The organism is Pseudomonas sp. Pc102 (genome assembly GCF_018408275.1).
Taxonomy (GTDB): domain Bacteria; phylum Pseudomonadota; class Gammaproteobacteria; order Pseudomonadales; family Pseudomonadaceae; genus Metapseudomonas; species Metapseudomonas tohonis.
Genome location: NZ_AP021905.1, coordinates 4,926,290 through 4,948,683 on the forward strand (window position 1 = coordinate 4,926,290; position 22,394 = coordinate 4,948,683).

Below are 22,394 nucleotides of genomic sequence, written 5' to 3' on the forward strand. Positions count from 1 at the left end.
CATTGAGGGTGAGCTACGCGGCAACGGCTCCGAAGGACCACGGAGCACCGAAGAAGGACTCATGGGCCTTGCTTGACCAGGTACCAATCTGTGGCCCTTGAGCTCCTGCTCGGCACGACGGTGTCGTCCGCGTAGGCGCAAGCCCCAATAGAGGCCTTGTACAGCGGCAGTGCCTCGATCTCGCTGGCTTCCTGCTCGGTTTTCAGCCGGGCGCGCTACCATCCCGGCCCTACACCCTGGATCAACTGCAGGAATCCCATGAGCAGCCCCCCGGACATCACCCTTCACACCTCCCCGGTAGCCGATTCGGCCCTCGACTTCGTGTTCATCTTCGAGCGGCGGCAGGTAGTGGACCGGGTCATTCGCTTGCAGGCGGGCCGCGCGGTGGAGAGCGCCGATCCCTTCATCGACGACTGGTCCCCGGCCGAACGTCAGGAAGTGAAGGACACGCTGCGGGCCGCTCTGGCCAACGGCGGCATGGTCTGCCTGGCGACCCGTCTGGGGCGGGTCGTCGGCTTCGCCTGTGTGGACGGCGCGCCTATAGAACCCACCGGGCGCTACCGGCCATTGAAGGAGTTCCATGTCGAGGCCACCGAGCGTGGCAGGGGCGTCGGGCGCCTGCTGTTCGCCCGCTGTCTCGAAGAGGCCCGCCACAAGGGCATCGAGCGCCTGTATGTCTCGTCCCACTCGGCGAGGGAGACGGTGCGGTTCTACCAGCGCCAGGGTTGTGTGGATGCGCAGTGGTTGTGGCCGGAGCAGGTGGCGCGGGAGCCTTGCGACTATCCGATGGAGTACGAGGTAGGGGGATGAGCAGCCCTGCCTGTCTGGCATCCCCTTGCCCATGAACCTGGCGAGACACGGCATCCGCGATTCAGGGATGCGCTGACTTTCGTCCGGTCTCAACTGCTGGAAGCTCGACTGGAGAAGCCAGGCGCTTAGGCAGAAGCGATGCGGCGCTGGGCGGAAAGCTGCGGGACACAGCCCGTGGTCACTCGGCGCTGGATGGCGATAAATCTGGATGGGTGTCGTCATAGGCCGGGCTTGTCTGCCCGATCTCGGGTGCAATCTGGCCGCAAGCCAGCCAGAACGCGTACTGGGGATAGGCCTTCACAAGCACGTCGATCTCTTCCGTGCTGACTCTCACCGCGCCTTTGCTGACGCTCCGCCAACGGTCGTGGTTGCCTCCACCCAGTTCACTGGCCTTTTTCGGTCCCAGCCGCTTGATCAACGCTCGTGCTCTATCGCCCGCTGTCTGCATAAAACATCTTCGACCTTAATTCTGGGCAATAACTTCCCAGAACATGATTTCGTGGGATATAGTTCACCCGTGGGAAATAGTTACCCAAGAGACAAAGGCGTGCAGGCCTTCGAAATAGCCACGGATAGTGACGGAATAGGCATGGAACGGGAAGACCCCTTGCCGGCGGCACTGGCTGCTTTGCCGTCAGCGGCTGGCACTGGAGTGGAAAGCATGAGCGAGCGACCTGTGGACACCAGAACGGCACTGGCAAACCTGGGGCAGACGATGGTGATGGAGCTGCACTGGGAAGAGGTGCCGCATCCGCTGTTCTGCTGCTACCACATCGTGGGCGTGGTGGTGCCGGTGGAGGGGATTTGCGAGGAGGGCTACTTCCTGGTGAAGAACGCGCTGGCGCCGGGCCCGTTCCCGGATGAGCTGTTCTGGTCGGACATCCGCCGGATGAAGGTGCTGGTACAGCGCCCCCTGCCAGCACCAGGCGCGCGCGGGCATGCCTGAAAGCACAAAGCCCCTGGCTCTCGCGAACCAGGGGCTTTGCTGTGTATGGCGGGAAGATAGGGATTTGAACCCTAGGTGCCATTGCTGACACAACGGATTTCGAATCCGTCCCGTTCGGCCACTCCGGCATCTTCCCGAACGGCGCGCATGATACCAGCTGAAAAGCGATTGGCGAAGCCCGCCGTGGCAATTTTTTCGCGTGCATTCAGATGCTTGCGTATTGCCCCGGCCGGCAGCCCCGCTGCCGGGGTCAGGCGGTGAGCTTGGTCAGGGCCTCGCGGTACTTGTCGGCGGTCTTCTGTGCGACGTCGGCGGGTACGGCGGGGGCTGGCGGCTCCTTGTTCCAGCCGGTGGACTCGAGCCAGTCGCGGACGAACTGCTTGTCGAAGCTGGGCGGGTTGGTGCCTTCGACATAGCTTTCCACCGGCCAGAAGCGGCTGGAGTCAGGGGTCAGCACTTCGTCCATCAGGGTCAGGGTACCGTCTTCGTCGATGCCGAATTCGAATTTGGTGTCGGCGATGATGATGCCGCGAGTGGCGGCGTACTCGACAGCAGTGCTGTAGAGGGCGATGGCGGTATCGCGGACCTTGGCGGCCAGTTCCTTGCCGATGATGGCTTCGCACTGCTCGAAGGAGATGTTCTCGTCATGGTCGCCGACAGCGGCCTTGGTCGAGGGGGTGAAGATCGGCTGGGGCAGCTTGGAGGCTTCCTTGAGGCCGGCGGGCAGCTGGATGCCGCAGACGGTGCCGGTCTTCTGGTATTCCTTCCAGCCCGAACCAACGATGTAGCCGCGCACGATGGCTTCGACGGCCACTGGCTTGAGGCGCTTGGCGACCACGGCGCGGCCTTCCACGAGCGGCAGCTCGGCGGCGGGCACCACGTCCTCGACCTTGTCGCCGGTGAAGTGATTGGGCACCACGTCGGCCAGCTTGTCGAACCAGAAGTTGGAGATGGCGGTGAGGATCTTGCCCTTGTCCGGGATCGGCTGCTCGAGGATGACGTCGAAGGCCGAGAGCCTGTCGGTGGCGACCATGAGCATGCGCTTGGCATCGATCTCATAGAGGTCGCGGACTTTGCCGGAGTAGATCTTCTTCAGGCTCAGGGTGCTGGGAGTGGTCATGTCGATTTTCCGCCTCTGTTAAACGAAACAGGCGAAACCTGCGGGGTTTCGCCTATTGTCTCGCCGCCGCGCCCTGCGGCGCGTCGGCTGGAGCCGGGTGGAGGTCAACCGCCACCCGGTCGGTCCGGCCTCAGCCGAGGTTTTCCTGGATCAGGCCCAGCACGCGGCGCGCCACATCAGCAGGTGCCACGGTGTTGATGTCCTTCTCCACGGTGACCTGGACGCTGTCACCGACGCGGGTCAGGCGAACCTGGTAGCGCTCGGCACGGGCCTCGATCTCTTCCTTGCTCGGCGCGCTGCCCCACAGGCGGCTGAAGAAGCCAGGCTCCTGGTCCTTCTCCGCGCCCTCGGCGAGGTTGATGTAGTACACGCCCAGGCTGCGGTTGATGTCGTCGACGCGGACATCCGCCACTTCCAGGGCACGACCGACGCTGGACCAGGAACGGTCGAAGTCGGCACCCAGGTTGAGGATCGGGTTGCCACTGCCGTCCTCGGACAGGGTCACGCGGCTCGGCGCATCGAAGTCGCGGGCAGCCAGCAGGGAAACGGAACCACCCTGCTCGGCGCTGCGCGCCATGCTGGCGAGCATTTCGTCCATCAGCGCAGCCTCGAGGCTGGGGCTGTCGGAGCGGCTCGGCCAACCGGTATCGGCGCTGCTGCCTGCCGGGCGGGTGGTGGTGAGGACGAAGATCTCGCTGGTATTGCGCTGCACGCCCGGCTCGATACGCACACGGGCACGCACTTCGCTGTCGGGCTCGACACCGCTCACACGGCTGCCGAGGCGGCGTGCGAGGGGCGCGGAGAGCTGGTCGAGGCGCTGCCAGGCGGTGCTGAACTCGCCGGTCTGCGGACGCTCGTCGACGACCTTGAAGCCGCCGTCCTCGAAGAACTGGCGAGCCACCGGCCAGACCTCGGCCGGGATGCGCTGGGCAACCACCCAGCGCGAGTCGCCGCTCTTCTGCAGGCTGTAGTCGCTGACCTCACCCTTGACTTGCAGGGGCTGCGGGCGCGGGACTTCGTAGTCGGCGTCGCTGCGGCTGTCGGCGACGTTCATCGGCACCGGCAGCAACGGGTCAAGGCGTTTGGATTGGGCATCCGGAGGCAACTGCATGGGCGCGGTCTGGCGCGCTTCCAGGTAGTCGTTGCCGCGGTCGCGGAAGTAGCCATTTTCGCCCCAGAGCCAGCCGCAGCCGCTGGTGCTGGAGATCATCAGGGCGAGAGCGGAGAGTCCGGCCAGTCGCTTCATGCGTAGTAATTCCTCGGATTAAGCCAATACACCGGACTGGCGGAGCGCCTGACGCAGCGGTTCGTGGCAACGCGGGCTGAGCCACGTCAGCGGCAGGCGGATGCCGTCGGGCATCAGGCCCATCTCGTGCAGGGCCCACTTCACCGGGATCGGGTTCGATTCGATGAACAGCGCCTTGTGCAGCGGCATCAGCTTGTCGTTGATCGCGCGAGCGGTCTCGGCATCGCCACGCATGGCAGCGGCGCAGAGGTCGGCCATCTCGCGGGGCGCGACGTTGGCGGTCACGGAAATGTTGCCCTTGCCGCCCATGAGCATCAGCTCGACGGCGGTGGCATCGTCACCGGAGTAGACGAGGAAGTCCTTGCTCACGCGATCCAGGACTTCCTGGCCGCGCTTGAGGTCGCCGGTGGCTTCCTTGATACCGATGATGTTGGAGATCTTCGCCAGGCGCTCGACGGTCTCGGGCAGCATGTCGCAGACGGTGCGGCCAGGGACGTTGTAGAGGATCTGCGGAATCGCGACGGATTCGGCGATGTGGCGGAAATGCTGGTACAGGCCTTCCTGGGTCGGCTTGTTGTAGTACGGGGTCACCAGCAGGCAGGCATCGGCGCCCACGTTCTTGGCGGCGGCGGTGAGGTCGACGGACTCGCGGGTGGAGTTTCCACCGGTGCCGGCGATGACCGGGATGCGGCCATTGACCTGATCCACCACGCGGCGGATGACTTCGATGTGTTCGTTCACATCCAGCGTCGCGGATTCACCCGTGGTGCCGACTGCGACTATGGCGTTGGTGCCTTCCTGCAGGTGGAAATCCACCAGCTTGGTCAGACTCGCCCAGTCCAGTTGACCTTGTGCATCCATGGGCGTGACCAGTGCCACCATACTGCCCGCAATCATGCAACCGCTCCTGCCGGAAAAAGAGAGCCGTAATGGTACTGGTGCCCATTGCCCAGCACAAGCTGACGAGGGCGCCTCAAGCATTCCCCTCGGCAGCGCTTTTCGCTAACCTCTCCGCTTTGATCGACGCGGCTTTGGCCGCCCTCCCCTCGCTTTAGGAATGCTGCATGTCCACCACCCCGCCCCGCGAACAATTCCTTGTGATCAGCGCCCTTGGCGTCAACCCCATGGAGCTGACCAATGTGCTGTGCCGAGCCAGCCAGGAAAACCGCTGCGCCGTGGTCAGCAGCCGCCTGACTCGCCACGGCGAATACAGCGCACTGGTGTTGCAGGTATCCGGCAGCTGGGATGCGCTGGCCCGCCTGGAGGCAGGCCTGCCGGCCCTGTCCAAGCGCCACGAATTCACCTTCCAGGTAACCCGCAGCGGCGCGCTGGAGCCACGCCCGCAATCGCTGCCCTACGTGGCCTACGTCAGCGCGGCCTACCGCCCGGACATCCTCAATGAGCTGTGCCAGTTCTTCATCGACCACCGTGTCGAGCTTGAGAACCTCACCTGCGACACCTACCAGGCGCCGCAGACCATGAGCACCATGCTCAACGCCACCATCACCGTGACATTGCCCGCCGGCACCCAGATCAGCTGGCTGCGCGATCAGTTCCTCGACTTCGCCGATGCGCTGAACCTCGACGCCCTGATCGAGCCCTGGCGCCCGCAACATCCGTAAGGAGCAAGACATGGCCGTAGCAATCGACCAACCGGTAGCCGACTTCACCGCCCCCGCCACCAGCGGCCAGCAGGTGACGCTCTCCGCCCTGAAAGGCAAGCAGGTCGTCCTGTATTTCTACCCCAAGGACAGCACCCCCGGCTGCACCACCGAAGGCCAGGGCTTCCGCGACCAGCACGGGGCCTTCGCTGCCGCCAATACCGTGATCTTCGGCGTCTCCCGCGACGGCCTGAAGTCCCACGAGAACTTCAAGTGCAAGCAGGAGTTCCCCTTCGAGCTGATCTCCGACAAGGACGAAGCGGTCTGCCAGTTGTTCGACGTGATCAAGCTGAAGAAGCTCTATGGCAAGGAATACATGGGCGTCGACCGCAGCACCTTCCTCATCGACAAGAACGGTGTGCTGCGTCAGGAATGGCGTGGCGTGAAGGTTCCGGGCCACGTGGATGCCGTGCTCGCGGCCGCCCAGGCGCTGAACAAGGGCTGACCCGCCCCGCCGCAATGAACGAAGGCCGCGAAAGCGGCCTTTTTCATGCCCGTCACATCAGCGGCGACGGCCCGTCCCTCAGTGGTCCGCTGCGCGGCCAGGCATCGAGCACGGCCTTGAACAGCGTCGCCAGGGGAATCGCGAAGAAAATGCCCCAGAAGCCCCAGAGACCTCCGAACAGCAGCACGGCACAGATGATGGCCACCGGGTGCAGGTTGACCGCCTCGGAGAACAGCAGCGGCACCAGGATGTTGCCATCCAGCGCCTGGATCACCCCGTAGACCACCATCAGGTAGATGAACTGGTCGCCCCAGCCCCACTGGAACAACGCGATCAGCGCCACCGGGACGGTCACCACCACCGCGCCGATGTAGGGCACCACTACCGACAAGCCGACCAGCAATGCCAGCAACGCCGAATAGTTGAGCCCGAGGGATACGAAGGCGACGTAGGTGACACCGCCACAGATGACGATTTCGATCACCTTGCCGCGGATGTAGTTGGCGATCTGCTGGTTCATCTCCTGCCACACCTGGGTCATGAGCGCGCGCTCGCGAGGCAGGTAGCCGCTCAGCCAGCGCAGGATCAGCTCGCGGTCCTTGAGGAAGAAGAACACCAGGATCGGCACCAGTACCAAGTAGATCATCAGGTTGACCACCAGCGGCAGGCTGGAGAGGGAGAAGGTCAGCGCCCACTGGCCGAACTTGCCGACCTCGCTGCGGGTCACCTCGATGGCGTTGAGCACCTGCTCGTCGGTCACCAGGTGCGGGTAGCGCTCGGGCAGCAACAGAAGCAGCGACTGCCATTCGCCGAGCATGCGCGGCAGCTCCTTGAACAGGGTGCTGAGCTGTTGCCACAACAGCGGCATCAGCACCACCAGGAACAGCGCCAGGGCCCCGATGAACAGGGCGAAGACCAGCCACACGGCCAGCGTTTGCGGCATGCGCAGGCGTTCGAGGAAATTCACCACTCCCTGCATCAGGAAGGCCAGGACCAACCCTGCCAGGACCGGCGCCAGCATGTTGCCTAGGGTGAGGACCAGGGTAAAACCCAGGACCAGGAAGACCGCCAGCACCACCGCTTCTTCATCGGAGAAGTAGCGCTGCACCCAGTCGCGAAGCACCTTGAACATCGGAGTTCCTTGGTAAGCGTAAGCAGGGAGATTCAGGCCTTGCGCAGCCAGTAGCGATAGGTGCCGCCCTGCTCTTCCTCGTGCAGCAGCACGTGGCCGGCAAGGCGGGCGAAGGCACGGAAATCGCGTTGCGAACCGGCATCGGTAGCAGTGACCTTGAGTACCGCGCCGCTGGGCAGGCGGTTGAGTTCCAGCTTGGCCTTGAGCAGCGGCAACGGACAGTTCAGCCCGCTGGCGTCCAGCTCGGCGTCGAAGGTATCGGGGCGGCCGGCGGCGTCAGTCATGAGTGTTCTCCAAGAGGGCGCCTAGGATACAGAAGCCCGCACAACCCTGGCCAGCCGACCGGGCAGGAGGCTACAGTTAGCGCTTTGCCGACAAGAGCCCTGTGCATGAATCCGCTGCGCCCCACTCTGCTGACGCTTGCCTGCCTCCTTGCATCGCCCGTGATGGCCGATGACCTGCCGTCCCTCGGCGACTCCAGTTCGGCCATCGTCTCTCCGGAGCAGGAACACCAACTGGGCCGCGCCTGGCTGAGCCTGTTGCGCGGCCAGGTGGAGCAACTCTCGGACCCGCAGCTCAAGGACTACGTCGAGACCAGCGTCTACCGCCTGGCCGAAACCAGCCAGTTGCAGGACCGCCGCCTGGAATTCGTGCTGCTCAAGAGCCCGCAGCTCAACGCCTTCGCCGCCCCGGGCGGGATAGTCGGGGTCAACGGCGGCCTGTTCCTCTATGCCCCCAACGAAGCCGAATACGCCTCGGTGCTGGCCCACGAACTGGCGCACCTTTCGCAGCGCCACTTCGCGCGCGGCATCGAAGCCCAGCAACGCATGCAGATCCCGGTGATGGCGGCGATGCTCGCCGGCATCGTCGCGGCGGCGGCCGGCGCCGGTGACGCAGGCATGGCGGCGATCATGTCGACCCAGGCCGCGGCGATCCAGGAGCAACGTCGCTTCTCCCGGCAGAACGAACAGGAAGCAGATCGCATCGGCCTGCTCAACCTGGAGAAGGCCGGCTACGACCCCCGGGCCATGCCGAACATGTTCGAGCGCTTGATGCGCCAGTACCGCTACGACTCCAAGCCACCGGAATTCCTCCTCACCCACCCGGTCACCGAGTCGCGTATCGCCGACACCCGCAACCGCGCCGAACAGCTGCCGCCGGGCGGCGTCGAGAACAGCCTGCGCTACCAGTTGATGCGCGCCCGCGTGCAGCTGATGTTCGAGGAGACCCCGGGGATCTCGGCCAAGCGCTTCCGCGCCCAGCTCGATGCCGATCCCAAGCTGGATGCCGCCCGCTATGGCCTGGCCATCGCGCAGATCAAGAACGGGCAGCTCAACGAAGCACGCGAAGCCCTTGCGCAGCTGCTGGCCAAGGCCCCCAACGAGATCGTATACAACCTGGCGCAGGTCGACCTGGACATCACCGCCAACCGCCTGCAGGACGCCCAGCAACGCGTCGACCGGCTGCTCGGCCTGTACCCCAACAACTACCCGCTCAAGCAGGCGCGCAGCGACCTGATGCTCAAGCTGAACAAGCCCCAGGAAGCGGAGAAGATCCTCGACGGCCTGATCAAGAGCCGCCCGAACGATCCGGACGTCTGGTACCAGGTGGCCGAGGTGCGTGGCCTCGCCGGCAACACCATCGGCCTGCACCAGGCGCGCGCCGAGTTCTTCGCCCTGGTCGGCGACTACGACCAGGCCATCGAGCAGCTGGATTTCGCCAAGCGCCGCGCGACCAACAACTTCCCGCTCGCCTCGCGCATCGATGCACGCCAGCAGGAAATGATCGAGCAGCAGAAGACCATCAAGAAGATGATGCGGTGACGCAAGCCGCCCATGAAAAAGCCCGGACATGTCCGGGCTTTTTTTTGCGTGCCGATCAGGCGTTGCCGGCGAGCTTCAACCGCGCGGCCTGGGTGAAGTCGAGCATGCGCTTGAGCGGCTTGACCGCGCGCGGCACCAGCGCGGCATCGACGAATATCTCGTTGCTGCCCTCGCGCAGGCACTGCAGGGTGCGCTCCAGGGTGTTCATGGCCATCCAGGGGCAGTGCGCGCAGCTGCGGCACGCCGCCCCATTGCCGGCGGTGGGCGCTTCGATGAACTGCTTGTCCGGGCACAGCTGCTGCATCTTGTAGAAGATGCCGCGATCGGTAGCGACGATGAACATCTTGTTCGGCAGCGTCTGCGCAGCCTTGATCAGCTGGCTGGTGGAACCCACCGCATCGGCGAGCTCGATGACCGCCTCGGGCGATTCCGGATGGACCAGGATGGCGGCCTCCGGATAGAGCGCCTTCATGTCTTCGAGCTGCTTGGCCTTGAACTCCTCGTGAACGATGCAGGCTCCGTCCCAGAGCAGCATGTCGGCACCGGTCTCGCGCTGGATGTAGCGTCCCAGGTGCTGGTCCGGCGCCCAGATGATCTTCTCGCCGTTGTCCATCAGGCTCTCGACGATTTCCAGCGCGCAGCTGGAGGTCACCACCCAGTCGGCCCTCGCCTTCACCGCCGCGGAGGTATTGGCATAGACGACGACGGTACGCTCCGGGTGCTGGTCGCAGAATGCCGAGAACTCATCCACCGGGCAGCCCAGGTCCAGGGAGCAGGTCGCTTCCAGGGTCGGCATCAGCACGCGCTTCTCGGGATTGAGGATCTTCGCGGTCTCGCCCATGAAGCGTACGCCAGCCACCAGGACCGTCTGCGCCTCGTGCTGGTTGCCGAAGCGGGCCATCTCCAGGGAATCGGACACGCAACCGCCGGTTTCCTCGGCCAGGGCCTGGATCACCGGATCGCAATAGTAGTGGGCCACCAGAACGGCGTTCTGCGCCTTCAGTTCGGCTGCGATCTGCGCCCGGAGCTGCGCCTCTTCATCGGCAGTCAGTTGCCGGGGCTGCTTCGCGGCGAGATGGGCCTGGACGAGAAAACGTTCGGAGAGATGGGACATGTCTGCTGGACCTGCGAGCGCGTTGCGCGAAAGCCTGTTGGGTCACCGCCCGCCGGGCCAGGGGCCACGCGGATCGGGGCGCGGATGATAACGCAGATTAACGCCATTGGGCATGGCAGCGGGAGGGGCTGCGCCCTCCGCGGTCACCGCGCTCGACTTTCCTGCGGGCAAACGAAAAGCGGGAAGACCTTTCGATCTTCCCGCTTCCGTTGCTCCTCGCGGAGCCTTGTATGGTGGGTCGTGTAGGATTCGAACCTACGACCAATTGGTTAAAAGCCAACTGCTCTACCGACTGAGCTAACGACCCGACGCGGAGCGCATAATACTGATTTTATTCAGGAATTCAACACCCCACCGTAAAAAAAATCAGAAATATCTCGTAGGATCCTGCACGCCAGCGGCCGCGAAGCCATCCGCACGTAGCCTGCAGCTGTCGCATTTGCGGCAGGCGCGGCCCTCGTCATCGGCCTGGTAGCAGGACACCGTCAAAGCGTAGTCGACCCCAAGCCTGACGCCCGCCTGGACGATCTGCGCCTTGCTGAGGTTCTGCAATGGCGCCTGCATGCGGAAGCCATCACCCTCGACGCCAGCCTTGGTCGCAAGGTTGGCCATGCGCTCGAAGGCCTCGACGAACTCGGGGCGGCAATCCGGGTAGCCGGAGTAATCCACCGCGTTGACGCCGATGAAGATATCCCGCGCACCGAGCACTTCCGCCCAGCCCAGGGCGAGGGACAGGAATACGGTGTTGCGCGCCGGCACGTAGGTGACCGGGATGCCTTCGGTAGGCGCCTCCGGCACGGCGATGCTGCTGTCGGTCAGGGCCGAGCCGCCGATGCCGTTCAGGTCGAGACCTATGACCTTGTGCTCTACCACGCCCAGTTGCCTGGCTACGCGGTCGGCCGCCTGCAGCTCGGCACGATGACGCTGGCCGTAGTCGAAGCTCATGGTGTAGCAGGCATAGCCTTCGGCACGCGCCATGGCCACGACCGTGGCGGAGTCCAGGCCGCCGGAGAGGAGGATTACCGCTTTCTTGTCGCTCATATCAGTGTCCCGGCTCGTCGTTCCAGAGAATCTTGTGCAATTGCAGCTGCAGCCGTACCGGCAGGTTGTCGGCCACTATCCAGTCGGCGAGGTTCCGCGCGCTCACCTGCTGGTGGCTGGGCGAGAACAGCACCTCGCCCGCGCGTTGCTCCAACCGGTACTCGATCAGCTTGGAGACGGCCCAGTCGTAATCCTCGCGGGAGCAGATGACGAACTTCACCTGGTCGTTGCGGGTCAGCTGGGCGATGTTCTCGTAGCGATTGCGGGCAAGCTCGGCGGAGCCTGGCGTCTTCAGGTCGACGACACGGCTGACGCGCGTATCCACGGCCGAGATGTCCAGGGCGCCGCTGGTTTCCAGCGACACCTCGTAGCCGGCGTCGCAGAGCCGTTGCAGAAGCGGGATGCAGTTGGGCTGCGCCAGCGGCTCGCCGCCCGTCACACAGACGTAGCGGGGCTTGTAGGCAGCCACCTGGGCGAGGATGTCATCCAGGGTGTGGAGTTGGCCGCCATTGAAGGCATAGGCGGTGTCGCAATACTGGCAGCGCAGGGGACAGCCGGTCAGGCGCACGAATACCGTCGGCAAGCCGGCGGTACGCGTCTCCCCCTGCAGCGAGTAGAAGATCTCGGTCAGTCGCAGGGTCTGTTGCATAGGGGCCACGGGCGTAACGGCTAAACAGGCCATCCGCCTCCGTTGCTGGAAGAAGAGTCAGAGGGCGGCGATTCTAACGAAAAAACCCGCGACAGGCGCGGGTTTCTCGATGCTCGGAGGCGTGGATCAGGGCAGGCGCTGGAGATCCCGCTGCGCCAGCTGGGCGGCGGAGCTGCCCGGGTACTGTGCGACGACCTGCTTGAGGATGCCCTTGGCCTTGTCGGTATTGCCCAGGCGCTGCTCGACGTCAGCGAGCTTGTAGAGGGAATCCGGCACCTTGGCGTGCTGCGGATAGACCTGGCTGACCTTGGCGAAAGCCTGGCCGGCGCCCTGCAGATCACCCTTGGCGAGATTGACTTCGCCCAGCCAGTATTGCGCGTTGCCGGCGTACTGGCTGCTGGGGTACTTGCGCAGGAATGCGCCGAAAGCCTGGCTGGCCTTGTCGAAGTCCTTGGCCTTGATCAGGTCGAAGGCAGCGTCGTAGTAGAGCTTTTCCTTCGCCGGATCGCCCGGTTCGGTGCTGGCGGCCGGCTGCTGGGCCGGTGCCGAGGGAGTGCCGGCGGCGTTGATCGCGCCATCGGCAGGGGAATTCTGTTGTGCGGCTGGTGCGCCCGCTGCGCCCGCATTCAAGCGGCTGTCCAGATCCTGATAGCGCTCCAGCGACTCGCGCTTGAGCTGCTCGATCTGGTTCTGCTGTTCTTCCACCATCCCACGCAGGCGGGCGGTCTCTTCCTGCATCTGCTGCAGTTGCATGAACAGCTCGCCTTGCGCGGACACCGGGGCCGAAGCCCCGGATCCGGCATAGGCGCCAGTCGTGCCATAACCAGCGGGCGGGTAACTGTTGCCGTAACCGGCATCGTTTCCGTCCACCACGGGAACCTCAGCAAAGGCAGCCAGGGGCAGGCTGCTGAGGGCCAATACAGTCAAAGCACGACGGCACTTACGCATATCGAATTACTTACGCAGTTCGACGCGACGGTTCTGAGCCCAGGACTGCTCGTCGTTGCCAGTGGCAACCGGACGCTCTTCGCCGTAGGAAACCAGTTCCAGCTGAGCCGGGGAAACGCCCTGCAGAACCAGGTAGCGCTGAACGGCCTTGGCACGACGCTCGCCCAGAGCCATGTTGTACTCGCGGGTGCCGCGCTCGTCGGTGTGGCCTTCCAGAACGACGCGAGCGCCGTTGCCTTTCAGGTCCTTGGCGTGTACGTCCAGAGCGCGCATGGCTTCCGGCTTCAGGTCGGAGCTGTCGTACTCGAAGTAGAAGGTGGTGATGGCGCGCAGAGCGGCTTCTTCGCTCAGGCTGCCGTCAACACCGCTGTTGCCGCTGTTGTAGCCAGCGTTCGGGTCTACAGCGCCCTGACCGGAATCGTCGCCGCCCTTGGAGGAGCAACCAACTGCAACAGCCATGGCCAGAGCCAGAGCAGCGAACTTACCGAATTTGATCATTTCCATCATGTAACTCCTAATGAGCCCCAGTGTGTTTAGCAAAACAAAAGTGGATACCGCGTCAGTTCAGGTACGGCGACCAGGACGGTTCGCGGATATCGCCTTGAACGGTTGGAATCGGGAGTCGCACGCGCCCGTTTGTGGACACGAGCATCAGCACTCCCCGGCCCTGCTGGCGGGTGGCGTAGATTAGCATGGTGCCGTTTGGCGCAACAGTGGGCGAGTCATCCAGAGTGGTGCCGGAAAGGATGCGCGGAGCACCGCCACGGACCAGGTCCAGGGCCGCCACCTTGAAGTTGGTGAAGCCATCCTGGCGATGGATCATCACCAGGGTCTTCTCGTCAGCCGAGAGCTTCGGGTTGGCGTTGTAGTTGCCGACGAAGGTCACGCGCTGCGGCTCGCCGCCGTTGATGTTGGTCTTGTAGATCTGCGGCTTGCCGGCACGATCCGAGGTGAAATAGATGGTCTGGCCATCTGCGCCCCAGAAAGGTTCGGTGTCGATCGCCATGTGGTTGGTGACGCGGCGCAGCTGGCGGCTGCCCAGGTCCATCACGTAGATCTCCGGGTTGCCGTCCTTGGACAGCACGAACGCAAGGCGATTGCCTTCGGGCGACCAGGCCGGCGCGCCGTTCAGGCCCTCGAAGTTGGTGATCTGCTCACGGCGACCGGTGTCGATGTGCTGGATGAAGATGCGCGGGCGCTTCTGCTCGAAGGAGACATAGGCGATGCGGCGGCCGTCCGGTGCGTAGCGCGGCGAGAGGATCGGCTCACGGGACTGCAGCAGGGTCACGGCGCGCTGGCCATCGTAGTCCGAGCGCTGCAGGGTATAGCGCGTGTTGTTCACCGAGAAACGCTCGGCGGTCACGTACAGCATGCGGGTGGAGAACGCACCCTTCACGCCGGTGAGCTTCTCGAAGGACTGGTCGGCCACGTAGTGCGCCATGTCGCGCAGCTGGTCGGTGGAGCCGCTGACGCTGCCGGCGAACACCTGCTGCTCGGTGGCGACGTTGAACAGGGCGAACTGCACCTGCAGGCGACCACCGGCCGGGGCGATGCTGCCCACCAGGACGTACTGGGCGCCCAGGGCCTTCCAGTCGCGGTAGATCACTTCGCTCGCCTGGGTCGGCAGGCTGATCATGTTCTGCCGCGGGATGGGCTCGAAGAAGCCGGAGTTGCGCAGGTCATTGCCGATGATGTCGGACATGTCCTCGGGCAGGACGTTGCCGCCCTGCCAGCCGAAGGGCACCACCGCGATGGGGGTTGCGCTGTCCCGACCACCCGTAATCAGGAGCGGATCAGCGGCCTGCACGGCACCGACCAGCATGGTCAGGCCGAGCAGGACGATACGAATCAGAGTGTTCACAGACCTAAATCCTCCGGTTTGAAGACGACGCGACGCTGCCTGTACATCCTGTCAAAGGTAGCGCGATCCAATTGTTGCATTTCGGGGATGCGCCCTACGCTGCGCACCGCGGCCACCGCGGAGCTGTCGAAGGGCCCATCGCCACTTGAACGAGTGACGCTGGCGTTGGTGATAGTGCCGTCGGGCAACATCTGAATCAGCAACTCGACGCTCATGCCCGGGCGGGTCGACAGCGGCTTCTGCCAGTTCTCGCTGATCAGCTTGATGATCAGGTCGTCCAGGCTGCCGGCAACCTGGTCGCCCACCTCGTCGGCCAGGGTCTGCTCACGCTCGACAGTGTCGGACAGCAGGTCAGCGAGAGCGGCGGCCTTCTTGTCCTCGGTCGATTTGCGCTTGGCCTCCTCCGCTGCCTTTTTCTTCGCGGCTTCGGCGGCGGCCTTCTTCTTCGCATCCTCGGCAGCCTTCTTCTTCGCGGCCTCGGCTGCAGCTTTCTTCTTCGCCTCTTCAGCGGCTTTCTTCTTGGCCTCGTCGGCAGCCTTCTTCTTGGCTTCCTCTTCCGCCTTCTTCTTGGCGATGTCGGCCTGTTGCTTCTTGGCTTCCTCGGCCTTCTTGGCGTCATCCGCCTTCTTCGCCTCGGCTGCCTCTTCCGCTTTTCGAGCCTCCTCGGCTTTCTTTTGTTCCGCCGCCTTGGCCGCAGCGACCTTCTGCTGCTCCAGCTTCTGCTGCTCGGCCTTCTTCTGCTCCATCTGTTCGGTTTCGTACTGCGGAGCGGCGGCTTTCTTGGCTTCGCCAGCGATCTTCTGGTTGGTCTGGGTGGTCGCCTGGCTCTGCGATTTCAGCTGATAGAGCGTCGCCTGCACGATCGGGCGCGCTGGCGGCAGTTCAGGGGTGAAGGCGAAGCTGACGAACAGCGTGCCGAAGATCAGCACGTGCAGGCCTATGGCCCAGACCGCGGGCCAGAAATAGCTTTCCGATGGGGAGCGTTCGCTCTGCTGCTGCATCAGGGCGCCTCGGTGATCAGCCCGACATTACCCACGCCGGCCTGCTGCAGGCCGCCCATGACGGCCATCACGGAGCCGTAGTCGACGGCTTTGTCACCCCGGACGAAGACCTGGACCTTCTTACCCTGGCTGGTGTTCTGGCTCATGATCGCGGTGACCGCTTGCACCAGTTGCGGCAGCGTGCTGGACGTCTCGCTGGCCTTGCCCTGGTCCGGGTCCACTTCCTCGCCCATGTTCCAGTAGTAGCTCTTGTCGGCCTTGATCGAGATGGTCAGGACGCGAGAGTCGTTGTCCTGCGGCAGCGCCTCGCTGGACACCTTCGGCAGGTCGACCTTGACGCCCTGGTTGAGCATGGGCGCAGTCACCATGAAGATGACCAGCAGCACCAGCATCACATCGATGTAGGGCACCACGTTCATCTCGGCGACCGGCTTGCGTTTTTGGCGAATTCTGGCCATGGCGTGAAACCTGTCCTCTATTGAACCTGCGTCTTATTCGTCGCTGGTGTGCACTTTGCGGTGCAGGATGGCCTGGAACTCGTCGGCGAAGGTGTAGTAGCGACTGATCAGGGTCTCACCACGAGCTGCGAAACGGTTGTACGCAATGACCGCCGGGATCGCCGCGAACAGGCCGATGGCAGTGGCGATCAGCGCTTCGGCGATGCCGGGAGCCACGGTAGCCAGAGTGGCCTGCTGCACCTGGGCCAGACCACGGAAGGAGTTCATGATCCCCCAGACGGTACCGAACAGGCCGATGTAGGGGCTGGTGGAACCGACGGTGGCGAGGAACGGCAGGCTCTGCTCGAGCTTTTCCTCCTCACGGGAAATGGCGACGCGCATGGCACGAGCCACGCCTTCCATCACCGCATCCGGATCGACGCCGGGCTGCTGGCGCAGGCGGGAGAACTCCTTGAAGCCGGCGCGGAAGATCTGCTCGACGCCGGAATCCGGGTCGGGGTTGCTGCCGGCCTGGCGATACAGCTTGGACAGATCGATGCCCGACCAGAAGCGCTCCTCGAAGGTCTCGAGGGACTTCTTCGCCGCGCGCAGCAGGTTGCTGCGCTGGAAAATCATGATCCACGAGGTGACCGAAGCGGCCACCAGAGTGAGCATGACCAGTTGCACCACGATGCTGGCGTTGCTGATCAGGCTCCACATGGAGGTATGGTCGACGACGTTGGCTTCCACGCTTAGTCTCCTGCAGGGGGTTGGCCCGGTACGGCGGCGAAGGCTGAACGCAGCGCTTCGGGGATCGCCCGGGGTTTCAAACTGTCGGCGCGCACACAGGCCACCAGGAACTGCCCTTCACAGAGCAGCGCATCATCCGTAGCCCGCCTCACCTGTTGACGAAAGCGCAGGCTGGCACGGTTCAATTCGATCACTTCGGCGCTGATGGTCAGCTCGTCGTCGAGCCGGGCGGGAGCGTGGTAACGCGCCTCGGCCGAATGCACGACGAAGAGCAGGTTCTCCCCTACCAGCTCGGACTGGGCAAAACCCAGGCTTCGCAGGCACTCGGTGCGAGCCCGCTCCATGAACTTGAGGTAGTTGACGTAATAGACGATGCCACCGGCATCGGTGTCTTCGTAATAGACGCGGCTCCGATGCACGAAAGGCTGGGCCCCATTTTGCGCGCGCATACTCTAGTGCTTACTCCAAAGGTTGCCAATCAGGCCGGGCACTGTTTTTTCACCCCCAGCGCCCGCCGCTCGGTTCGACAGCGATTTCCCCTATTCGTCCCCCACCCCGAACAAATCGTCGGTGGGTGACTCGGCCATGCGCTTGGGCAGGTTCAAGCCGAAGTGCAGGTAGGCGTGTCGGGTGACCACGCGCCCACGGGGGGTGCGCATGATGTAGCCCTGCTGGATCAGGTAGGGCTCCAGCACATCCTCGATGGTGTGGCGCTCCTCGCTGATCGCAGCGGCCAGGTTGTCGATGCCCACCGGGCCACCGTCGAACTTGTCGATCATCGCCAGCAGCAGACGCCTGTCCTGGTGGTCGAAGCCACGCTCGTCGACATCCAGCAGGTTCAGCGCCTGGTCGGCGATCACCCGCGTGATCTGGCCCTTGCCACGCACTTCCGCGAAATCGCGCACGCGGCGCAGCAGGCGGTTGGCGATGCGCGGGGTGCCACGGGCACGACGGGCGATTTCGAAGGCTCCCTCGGGCTCGATGTGCAGCCCCAGGATGCCGGCGGAACGGGTGACGATGCTGGTCAGGTCCTGGGTGCTGTAGAACTCCAGGCGCTGGACGATGCCGAAACGGTCGCGCAGCGGGTTGGTCAGCATGCCGGCGCGCGTAGTGGCGCCGACTAGGGTGAAGGGCGGCAGGTCGAGCTTGATCGAACGAGCCGCAGGGCCTTCGCCGATCATGATGTCGAGCTGGAAGTCCTCCATCGCCGGGTACAGCACCTCTTCGACGATGGGCGACAAACGGTGGATTTCGTCGACGAAAAGCACGTCGCCGGACTCCAGGTTGGTCAAGAGCGCAGCCAGGTCACCGGGGCGCTCCAGCACCGGGCCGGACGTGCTCTTGATCGATACCCCCATTTCCTGGGCGATGATGTTGGCCAGGGTGGTCTTGCCGAGGCCCGGCGGGCCGAAGATCAGCGTGTGGTCGAGAGCCTCGTTGCGCCCGCGGGCCGCCTGGATGAACAGCTCCATCTGCTCGCGCACGGTGGGCTGGCCCACGTAGTCGGCAAGGCTCAGCGGGCGGATGGCGCGGTCCAGCTGCTCGTCGCGGTCGCGGCTGCTGGCGGTTATCAGGCGGTCTGCTTCGATCATGCGGTGTTACACCATTCCTTTCAGGGCGCGGCGGATCAGTTCTTCGCTGGACAGCCCTTCTTCCTTGATGGCGGCAACGGCACGGCTGGCTTCCTGGGGCTTGAAGCCCAGGGATATCAAGGCGCTCAGCGCATCACTCTCGGCGCTGGAAACCTTGGCGTTGAGCGGTTCGACCACCAGGGTGGAAATGCTCGGCATGGTTTCCCAGGCCTTGAAGCGGTCCTTCAGCTCCACCAGCAGGCGCTCGGCGGTCTTCTTGCCGACACCCGGGATCTTCACCAGGGTCGAGGTGTCCTGGGCCTGCACGCAACGCACCAGCTCGTCCACTTCCAGCCCGGACATCAGCGCCAGGGCCAGCTTGGGGCCGACGCCATTGAGGCGGATCAGCTCGCGGAACAGTTCGCGCTCGCGCTTCTCGAAGAAGCCGTAGAGCAGGTGCGCGTCCTCGCGCACCACCAGATGGGTGTGCAGGGTCACGGGCTCGCCGGTCGAGGGCAGGCGGTAGAGGGTGGTCATGGGCACTTCCAGCTCGTAGCCGACGCCATTGACATCGAGAATCAGGTGCGGCGGCTGTTTTTCCGCCAGGGTGCCACGCAAACGTCCAATCACGAAGTGCGTCCTTATATGGGGTTACAAACGGAGCCGTCCGCCGCGGCGCTTGGCGGTGGCGAGGCCGTGCGGGATCAGGCTCTGCCGGTGATGCGCATGGCACAGGGCGATGGCCAGGGCATCCGAGGCGTCGATCTGGGGCTTCTGCACCAGCTTGAGCAGGTGCATGACCATCATCTGCACCTGCTGCTTGTCGGCGCCACCGGTGCCGGCGATGGCCTGCTTGACCTGGCTGGCGCTGTACTCGGCCACCTCCAGCCCCTCCTCGCTCGCGGCGACGATGGCGGCGCCACGGGCCTGGCCCAGTTTGAGCGCGGAGTCGGCGTTGCGCGCCATGAAGACCTTCTCGATGCCCATGGTCACCGGCCCGTAGGTCTGGATGACCTCGCGCACGCCACGGAAGACGATCAGCAGGCGCTCCTGCAACTCGCCACTGCCGGTGCGGATGCAGCCGGACGCGACGTATTCACAACCGCGCCCGGTGTCGCGGACCACGCCGTAACCGGTGATGCGCGAACCAGGGTCGATACCGAGGATGAGGGTCATTGCAGCTCTATATCAGGTGCCCAAGTAAAAAAGCCGAAGCGTCCGCTCCGGCTTTTTCGTGTCAGCCCAGCTGGGCCATCACATCGTCGGGAATGTCCACGTTGCTGTAGACGTTCTGCACGTCGTCCAGGTCCTCGAGCATGTCGATGAGCTTCATCACCTTCTGCGCGGTTTCCAGGTCGGTGATGGGCGCGGTGATCGAGGGGATCATCGCCACTTCAGCCTCGTCGCCCTTGAAACCGGCGGCGGTGAGCGCTTCGTTGACACTGAGGAAGTCGGCGAACGAGGTGTAGACCTCCACCGAACCGTCGTCCGCTGCGACCACGTCGTCGGCGCCCGCTTCCAGGGCCGCTTCCATCAGGGCGTCTTCGTTCACGCCAGGGGCGTAGCTGATCTGACCCTTGCGATCGAACATGTAGGCCACCGAACCATCGGTACCGAGGTTGCCGCCGCACTTGCTGAATGCGTGTCGCACTTCGGCGGCGGTGCGGTTGCGGTTGTCGGTCATGGCTTCGACGATGATCGCCACGCCGCTCGGCGCGTAACCCTCGTAGCTCAGCTCGACCATGTTGTCGGCTTCGTTGGAACCGGCGCCGCGGGCGATCGCGCGATCGATGGTGTCGCGGGTCATGTTGGCGGTGAGCGCCTTGTCCACGGCCAGGCGCAGACGCGGGTTGTCCGCCGGGTTGCCGCCGCCGTGCTTGGCCGCGACGGTCAGCTCACGGATGAGCTTGGTGAAGATCTTGCCGCGCTTGGCGTCCTGACGCTCCTTGCGGTGCTTGATGTTGGCCCATTTGGAATGACCCGCCATAACTGACTCCGTGCTTTCTGGTGGCGGCGGCGCATCGGGCGCCGCCGTCGGGGTGGAACGATTTACTCGGCCTTGGGCTGTTCGCGCAGGCGGATGTGCAGCTCGCGCAGTGCCTTGCCATCCACGGTGCCCGGCGCCTGGGTCATGACGTCACCGGCGCTCTGGGTTTTCGGGAAGGCGATCACTTCGCGGATCGAGGCGGCGCCGGTCATCAGCATGACCAGGCGATCGAGGCCGAAGGCCAGGCCGCCGTGCGGCGGGGCGCCGTACTTCAGCGCGTCGAGGAGGAAGCCGAACTTCTCTTCCTGCTCGGCATCGTCGATGCCCAGTACGCGGAACACCGCCTGCTGCATGGACTTGTCGTGGATGCGGATGGAGCCGCCGCCCAGTTCGGTGCCGTTGAGCACCATGTCGTAGGCACGGGACAGCTTGCCGGCCGGGTTGGCCTCCAGCTCCTCCGGGGTGCACTTGGGCGCGGTGAACGGGTGGTGCAGCGAGGTCAGGCTGCCGTCGTCGTTCTCTTCGAACATCGGGAAGTCCACGACCCACATCGGCGCCCACTCCTTGGTGAGCAGGTTGAGGTCATGGCCGACCTTGATGCGCAGCGCACCCAGGGCGTCGCAGACGACCTTGGCCTTGTCGGCGCCGAAGAACACGATGTCGCCATCGACCGCACCGACGCGGTCGAGGATCACGTTCAGGTTGGGCTCGGCGATGTTCTTGACGATCGGCGACTGCAGGCCGTCAACGCCCTTGGCGCGCTCGTTGACCTTGATGTAGGCCAGGCCCTTGGCGCCATAGATGCCGACGAACTTGGTGTAGTCGTCGATCTGCTTGCGCGGCATGCTCGCGCCGCCCGGCACGCGCAGCGCGGCGACACGGCCCTTCGGATCGTTGGCAGGGCCGGAGAAGACCTTGAACTCGACGTCTTTCAGTTGATCGGCGACATCGACCAGTTCCAGCGGGATGCGCAGGTCGGGCTTGTCCGAACCGTAGCGGCGCATGGCTTCCTCGAAGGGCATGTGCGGGAACTCGTCGAACTCGACGTCGAGGACTTCCTTGAATAGCTGGCGCACCATCTTCTCGGTAATGGCGATGATGTCGCTCTCGTCGAGGAAGCTAGTCTCGATGTCGATCTGGGTGAATTCCGGCTGGCGGTCGGCACGCAGGTCTTCGTCGCGGAAGCACTTGGCGATCTGGTAGTAGCGATCGAAGCCGGCAACCATCAGCAGTTGCTTGAACAACTGGGGCGATTGCGGCAGGGCGAAGAAGTTGCCCGGGTAGGTACGGCTCGGCACCAGGTAATCACGCGCACCTTCCGGAGTCGGACGACCGAGGATCGGGGTCTCGACATCGAGGAAGCCGTTCTCGTCCAGGTAGCGGCGGATGCTGCTGGTGATGCGCGCACGCAGCTTCAGCTTGGCGGCCATTTCCGGGCGACGCAGGTCGATGAAGCGATAACGCAGGCGGGTCTCTTCGCCGACGTCGGAGTATTCGTCCAGTGGGAAGGGCGGAGTCTCGGCCTGGTTGAGGACCTCGAGCTCGTAGCCCAGCACTTCGATGGCGCCGGATGCCATGTTGGCGTTGACGGCGCCAGCCGGGCGCGGACGCACCTTGCCGGTGACCTTGACGACGTATTCGCTGCGCACGCGGTCGGCCTTGGCGAAGGTCTCGGCGCGATCCGGGTCGAACACGACCTGGGCCAGGCCTTCACGATCACGGATGTCGAGGAAGATGACCCCGCCGTGGTCACGGCGACGGTGGACCCAGCCGCAAAGGGTGATTTCCTGGCCGTCCAGGCTCTCGTTCAGTTGGCCGCAATAGTGGCTGCGCATCATGGTCGTGTTTCGCT

Annotated in this window: 26 protein-coding genes and 2 tRNA genes; 5 read left to right on the forward strand and 23 right to left on the reverse strand. The window is 64.3% G+C overall.

Annotated features, from left to right (window positions below; translation table 11 throughout):
* Positions 1-258: 258 nt before the first annotated feature.
* The gene (locus PHLH3_RS22440; RefSeq protein ID WP_213625842.1) at positions 259-810 is read left to right on the forward strand and encodes a GNAT family N-acetyltransferase; all 552 of its coding nucleotides are present in this window, start codon (positions 259-261) and stop codon (positions 808-810) included.
* Between the two features lie 178 nt (positions 811-988).
* Here PHLH3_RS22440 and PHLH3_RS22445 read toward each other — a convergent pair whose 3' ends face one another.
* Positions 989-1,228, reverse strand: a complete 240-nt coding sequence (locus tag PHLH3_RS22445; RefSeq protein ID WP_081672337.1) for a DNA-binding protein — start codon at positions 1,226-1,228, stop codon at positions 989-991.
* Positions 1,229-1,399: 171 nt separating this feature from the next.
* Here PHLH3_RS22445 and PHLH3_RS22450 point away from each other — a divergent pair, with 171 nt between their 5' ends.
* Positions 1,400-1,756 carry a hypothetical protein gene (locus PHLH3_RS22450; RefSeq protein ID WP_244862931.1) on the forward strand — a complete coding sequence of 119 codons (357 nt, stop codon included), beginning with the start codon at positions 1,400-1,402 and terminating at the stop codon, positions 1,754-1,756.
* Positions 1,757-1,802: 46 nt separating this feature from the next.
* On the opposite strand, the gene PHLH3_RS22455 is transcribed toward PHLH3_RS22450, so the two are convergent.
* The 4 genes from PHLH3_RS22455 to dapA all read right to left on the reverse strand — a co-directional run bounded on the left by PHLH3_RS22455 (position 1,803) and on the right by dapA (position 5,019).
* A tRNA-Ser gene (locus tag PHLH3_RS22455) sits at positions 1,803-1,892 on the reverse strand.
* 114 nt (positions 1,893-2,006) lie between these two features.
* On the reverse strand, positions 2,007-2,876 hold the full coding sequence (locus tag PHLH3_RS22460) for a phosphoribosylaminoimidazolesuccinocarboxamide synthase (protein WP_111263824.1): 870 nt from the start codon (positions 2,874-2,876) through the stop codon (positions 2,007-2,009).
* Positions 2,877-3,006: 130 nt separating this feature from the next.
* Entirely contained in the window at positions 3,007-4,122 is a 1,116-nt protein-coding gene (bamC, locus tag PHLH3_RS22465; protein WP_173171913.1) for an outer membrane protein assembly factor BamC, read from the reverse strand.
* Positions 4,123-4,140: 18 nt separating this feature from the next.
* The gene (gene dapA, locus PHLH3_RS22470) at positions 4,141-5,019 is read right to left on the reverse strand and encodes a 4-hydroxy-tetrahydrodipicolinate synthase (RefSeq protein ID WP_111263826.1); all 879 of its coding nucleotides are present in this window, start codon (positions 5,017-5,019) and stop codon (positions 4,141-4,143) included.
* 167 nt (positions 5,020-5,186) lie between these two features.
* Between dapA and PHLH3_RS22475 the strand changes: the two genes are divergently transcribed.
* Together PHLH3_RS22475 and PHLH3_RS22480 are read left to right on the forward strand one after the other, a co-directional pair.
* The gene (locus PHLH3_RS22475; protein WP_213625843.1) at positions 5,187-5,744 is read left to right on the forward strand and encodes a glycine cleavage system protein R; all 558 of its coding nucleotides are present in this window, start codon (positions 5,187-5,189) and stop codon (positions 5,742-5,744) included.
* A gap of 10 nt (positions 5,745-5,754) precedes the next feature.
* Entirely contained in the window at positions 5,755-6,228 is a 474-nt protein-coding gene (locus PHLH3_RS22480) for a peroxiredoxin (RefSeq protein WP_173171911.1), read from the forward strand.
* A gap of 52 nt (positions 6,229-6,280) precedes the next feature.
* Here the strand turns inward: PHLH3_RS22480 and PHLH3_RS22485 are convergent, their stop codons facing one another.
* Complete coding sequence (locus tag PHLH3_RS22485) at positions 6,281-7,360, reverse strand: AI-2E family transporter (RefSeq protein ID WP_213625844.1); 1,080 nt, start codon at positions 7,358-7,360, stop codon at positions 6,281-6,283.
* Positions 7,361-7,392: 32 nt separating this feature from the next.
* Positions 7,393-7,644, reverse strand: a complete 252-nt coding sequence (locus tag PHLH3_RS22490) for a sulfurtransferase TusA family protein (RefSeq protein ID WP_213625845.1) — start codon at positions 7,642-7,644, stop codon at positions 7,393-7,395.
* A gap of 105 nt (positions 7,645-7,749) precedes the next feature.
* Here PHLH3_RS22490 and PHLH3_RS22495 point away from each other — a divergent pair, with 105 nt between their 5' ends.
* Positions 7,750-9,183 carry a M48 family metalloprotease gene (locus PHLH3_RS22495; RefSeq protein WP_173171905.1) on the forward strand — a complete coding sequence of 478 codons (1,434 nt, stop codon included), beginning with the start codon at positions 7,750-7,752 and terminating at the stop codon, positions 9,181-9,183.
* Positions 9,184-9,238: 55 nt separating this feature from the next.
* On the opposite strand, the gene nadA is transcribed toward PHLH3_RS22495, so the two are convergent.
* From nadA to aspS, 16 genes are all read right to left on the reverse strand, one after another.
* Positions 9,239-10,297, reverse strand: a complete 1,059-nt coding sequence (gene nadA, locus PHLH3_RS22500; protein ID WP_111263832.1) for a quinolinate synthase NadA — start codon at positions 10,295-10,297, stop codon at positions 9,239-9,241.
* A gap of 231 nt (positions 10,298-10,528) precedes the next feature.
* Positions 10,529-10,604, reverse strand: a tRNA-Lys gene (locus PHLH3_RS22505).
* Positions 10,605-10,663: 59 nt separating this feature from the next.
* Complete coding sequence (gene queC / locus PHLH3_RS22510; RefSeq protein WP_213625846.1) at positions 10,664-11,338, reverse strand: 7-cyano-7-deazaguanine synthase QueC; 675 nt, start codon at positions 11,336-11,338, stop codon at positions 10,664-10,666.
* Position 11,339: 1 nt separating this feature from the next.
* Positions 11,340-11,987 (reverse strand): 7-carboxy-7-deazaguanine synthase QueE, encoded by a 648-nt coding sequence (queE, locus tag PHLH3_RS22515; protein WP_213625847.1) that lies wholly within the window; start codon positions 11,985-11,987, stop codon positions 11,340-11,342.
* 126 nt (positions 11,988-12,113) lie between these two features.
* Complete coding sequence (gene ybgF / locus PHLH3_RS22520) at positions 12,114-12,935, reverse strand: tol-pal system protein YbgF (RefSeq protein ID WP_173171897.1); 822 nt, start codon at positions 12,933-12,935, stop codon at positions 12,114-12,116.
* 6 nt (positions 12,936-12,941) lie between these two features.
* A complete protein-coding gene (pal, locus tag PHLH3_RS22525) occupies positions 12,942-13,439 on the reverse strand; it encodes a peptidoglycan-associated lipoprotein Pal (RefSeq protein WP_111263836.1) in 498 nt (165 codons plus the stop codon).
* Between the two features lie 55 nt (positions 13,440-13,494).
* Positions 13,495-14,796, reverse strand: coding sequence for a Tol-Pal system beta propeller repeat protein TolB (gene tolB, locus PHLH3_RS22530; RefSeq protein ID WP_213625848.1), 1,302 nt, complete (start codon positions 14,794-14,796; stop codon positions 13,495-13,497).
* Positions 14,793-15,797, reverse strand: coding sequence for a cell envelope integrity protein TolA (tolA, locus tag PHLH3_RS22535; RefSeq protein WP_213625849.1), 1,005 nt, complete (start codon positions 15,795-15,797; stop codon positions 14,793-14,795). Before tolA ends, tolB begins: the two co-directional genes overlap by 4 nt.
* Positions 15,797-16,255, reverse strand: coding sequence for a protein TolR (gene tolR, locus PHLH3_RS22540; protein WP_111263839.1), 459 nt, complete (start codon positions 16,253-16,255; stop codon positions 15,797-15,799). Before tolR ends, tolA begins: the two co-directional genes overlap by 1 nt.
* A 33-nt stretch (positions 16,256-16,288) precedes the next feature.
* Positions 16,289-16,984 (reverse strand): protein TolQ, encoded by a 696-nt coding sequence (gene tolQ, locus PHLH3_RS22545; protein WP_111263840.1) that lies wholly within the window; start codon positions 16,982-16,984, stop codon positions 16,289-16,291.
* Positions 16,985-16,986: 2 nt separating this feature from the next.
* On the reverse strand, positions 16,987-17,433 hold the full coding sequence (gene ybgC, locus PHLH3_RS22550) for a tol-pal system-associated acyl-CoA thioesterase (RefSeq protein WP_111263841.1): 447 nt from the start codon (positions 17,431-17,433) through the stop codon (positions 16,987-16,989).
* A gap of 90 nt (positions 17,434-17,523) precedes the next feature.
* Positions 17,524-18,576, reverse strand: a complete 1,053-nt coding sequence (ruvB, locus tag PHLH3_RS22555) for a Holliday junction branch migration DNA helicase RuvB (protein ID WP_213625850.1) — start codon at positions 18,574-18,576, stop codon at positions 17,524-17,526.
* Positions 18,577-18,582: 6 nt separating this feature from the next.
* Positions 18,583-19,185, reverse strand: a complete 603-nt coding sequence (gene ruvA / locus PHLH3_RS22560) for a Holliday junction branch migration protein RuvA (RefSeq protein WP_111263843.1) — start codon at positions 19,183-19,185, stop codon at positions 18,583-18,585.
* 21 nt (positions 19,186-19,206) lie between these two features.
* A complete protein-coding gene (gene ruvC / locus PHLH3_RS22565; protein WP_111263844.1) occupies positions 19,207-19,731 on the reverse strand; it encodes a crossover junction endodeoxyribonuclease RuvC in 525 nt (174 codons plus the stop codon).
* Positions 19,732-19,792: 61 nt separating this feature from the next.
* On the reverse strand, positions 19,793-20,542 hold the full coding sequence (locus tag PHLH3_RS22570; protein ID WP_111263845.1) for a YebC/PmpR family DNA-binding transcriptional regulator: 750 nt from the start codon (positions 20,540-20,542) through the stop codon (positions 19,793-19,795).
* Positions 20,543-20,604: 62 nt separating this feature from the next.
* Positions 20,605-22,380: an aspartate--tRNA ligase gene (gene aspS, locus PHLH3_RS22575; protein ID WP_173171884.1), complete on the reverse strand. Its 1,776-nt coding sequence runs from the start codon at positions 22,378-22,380 to the stop codon at positions 20,605-20,607.
* Positions 22,381-22,394 lie beyond the last annotated feature (14 nt).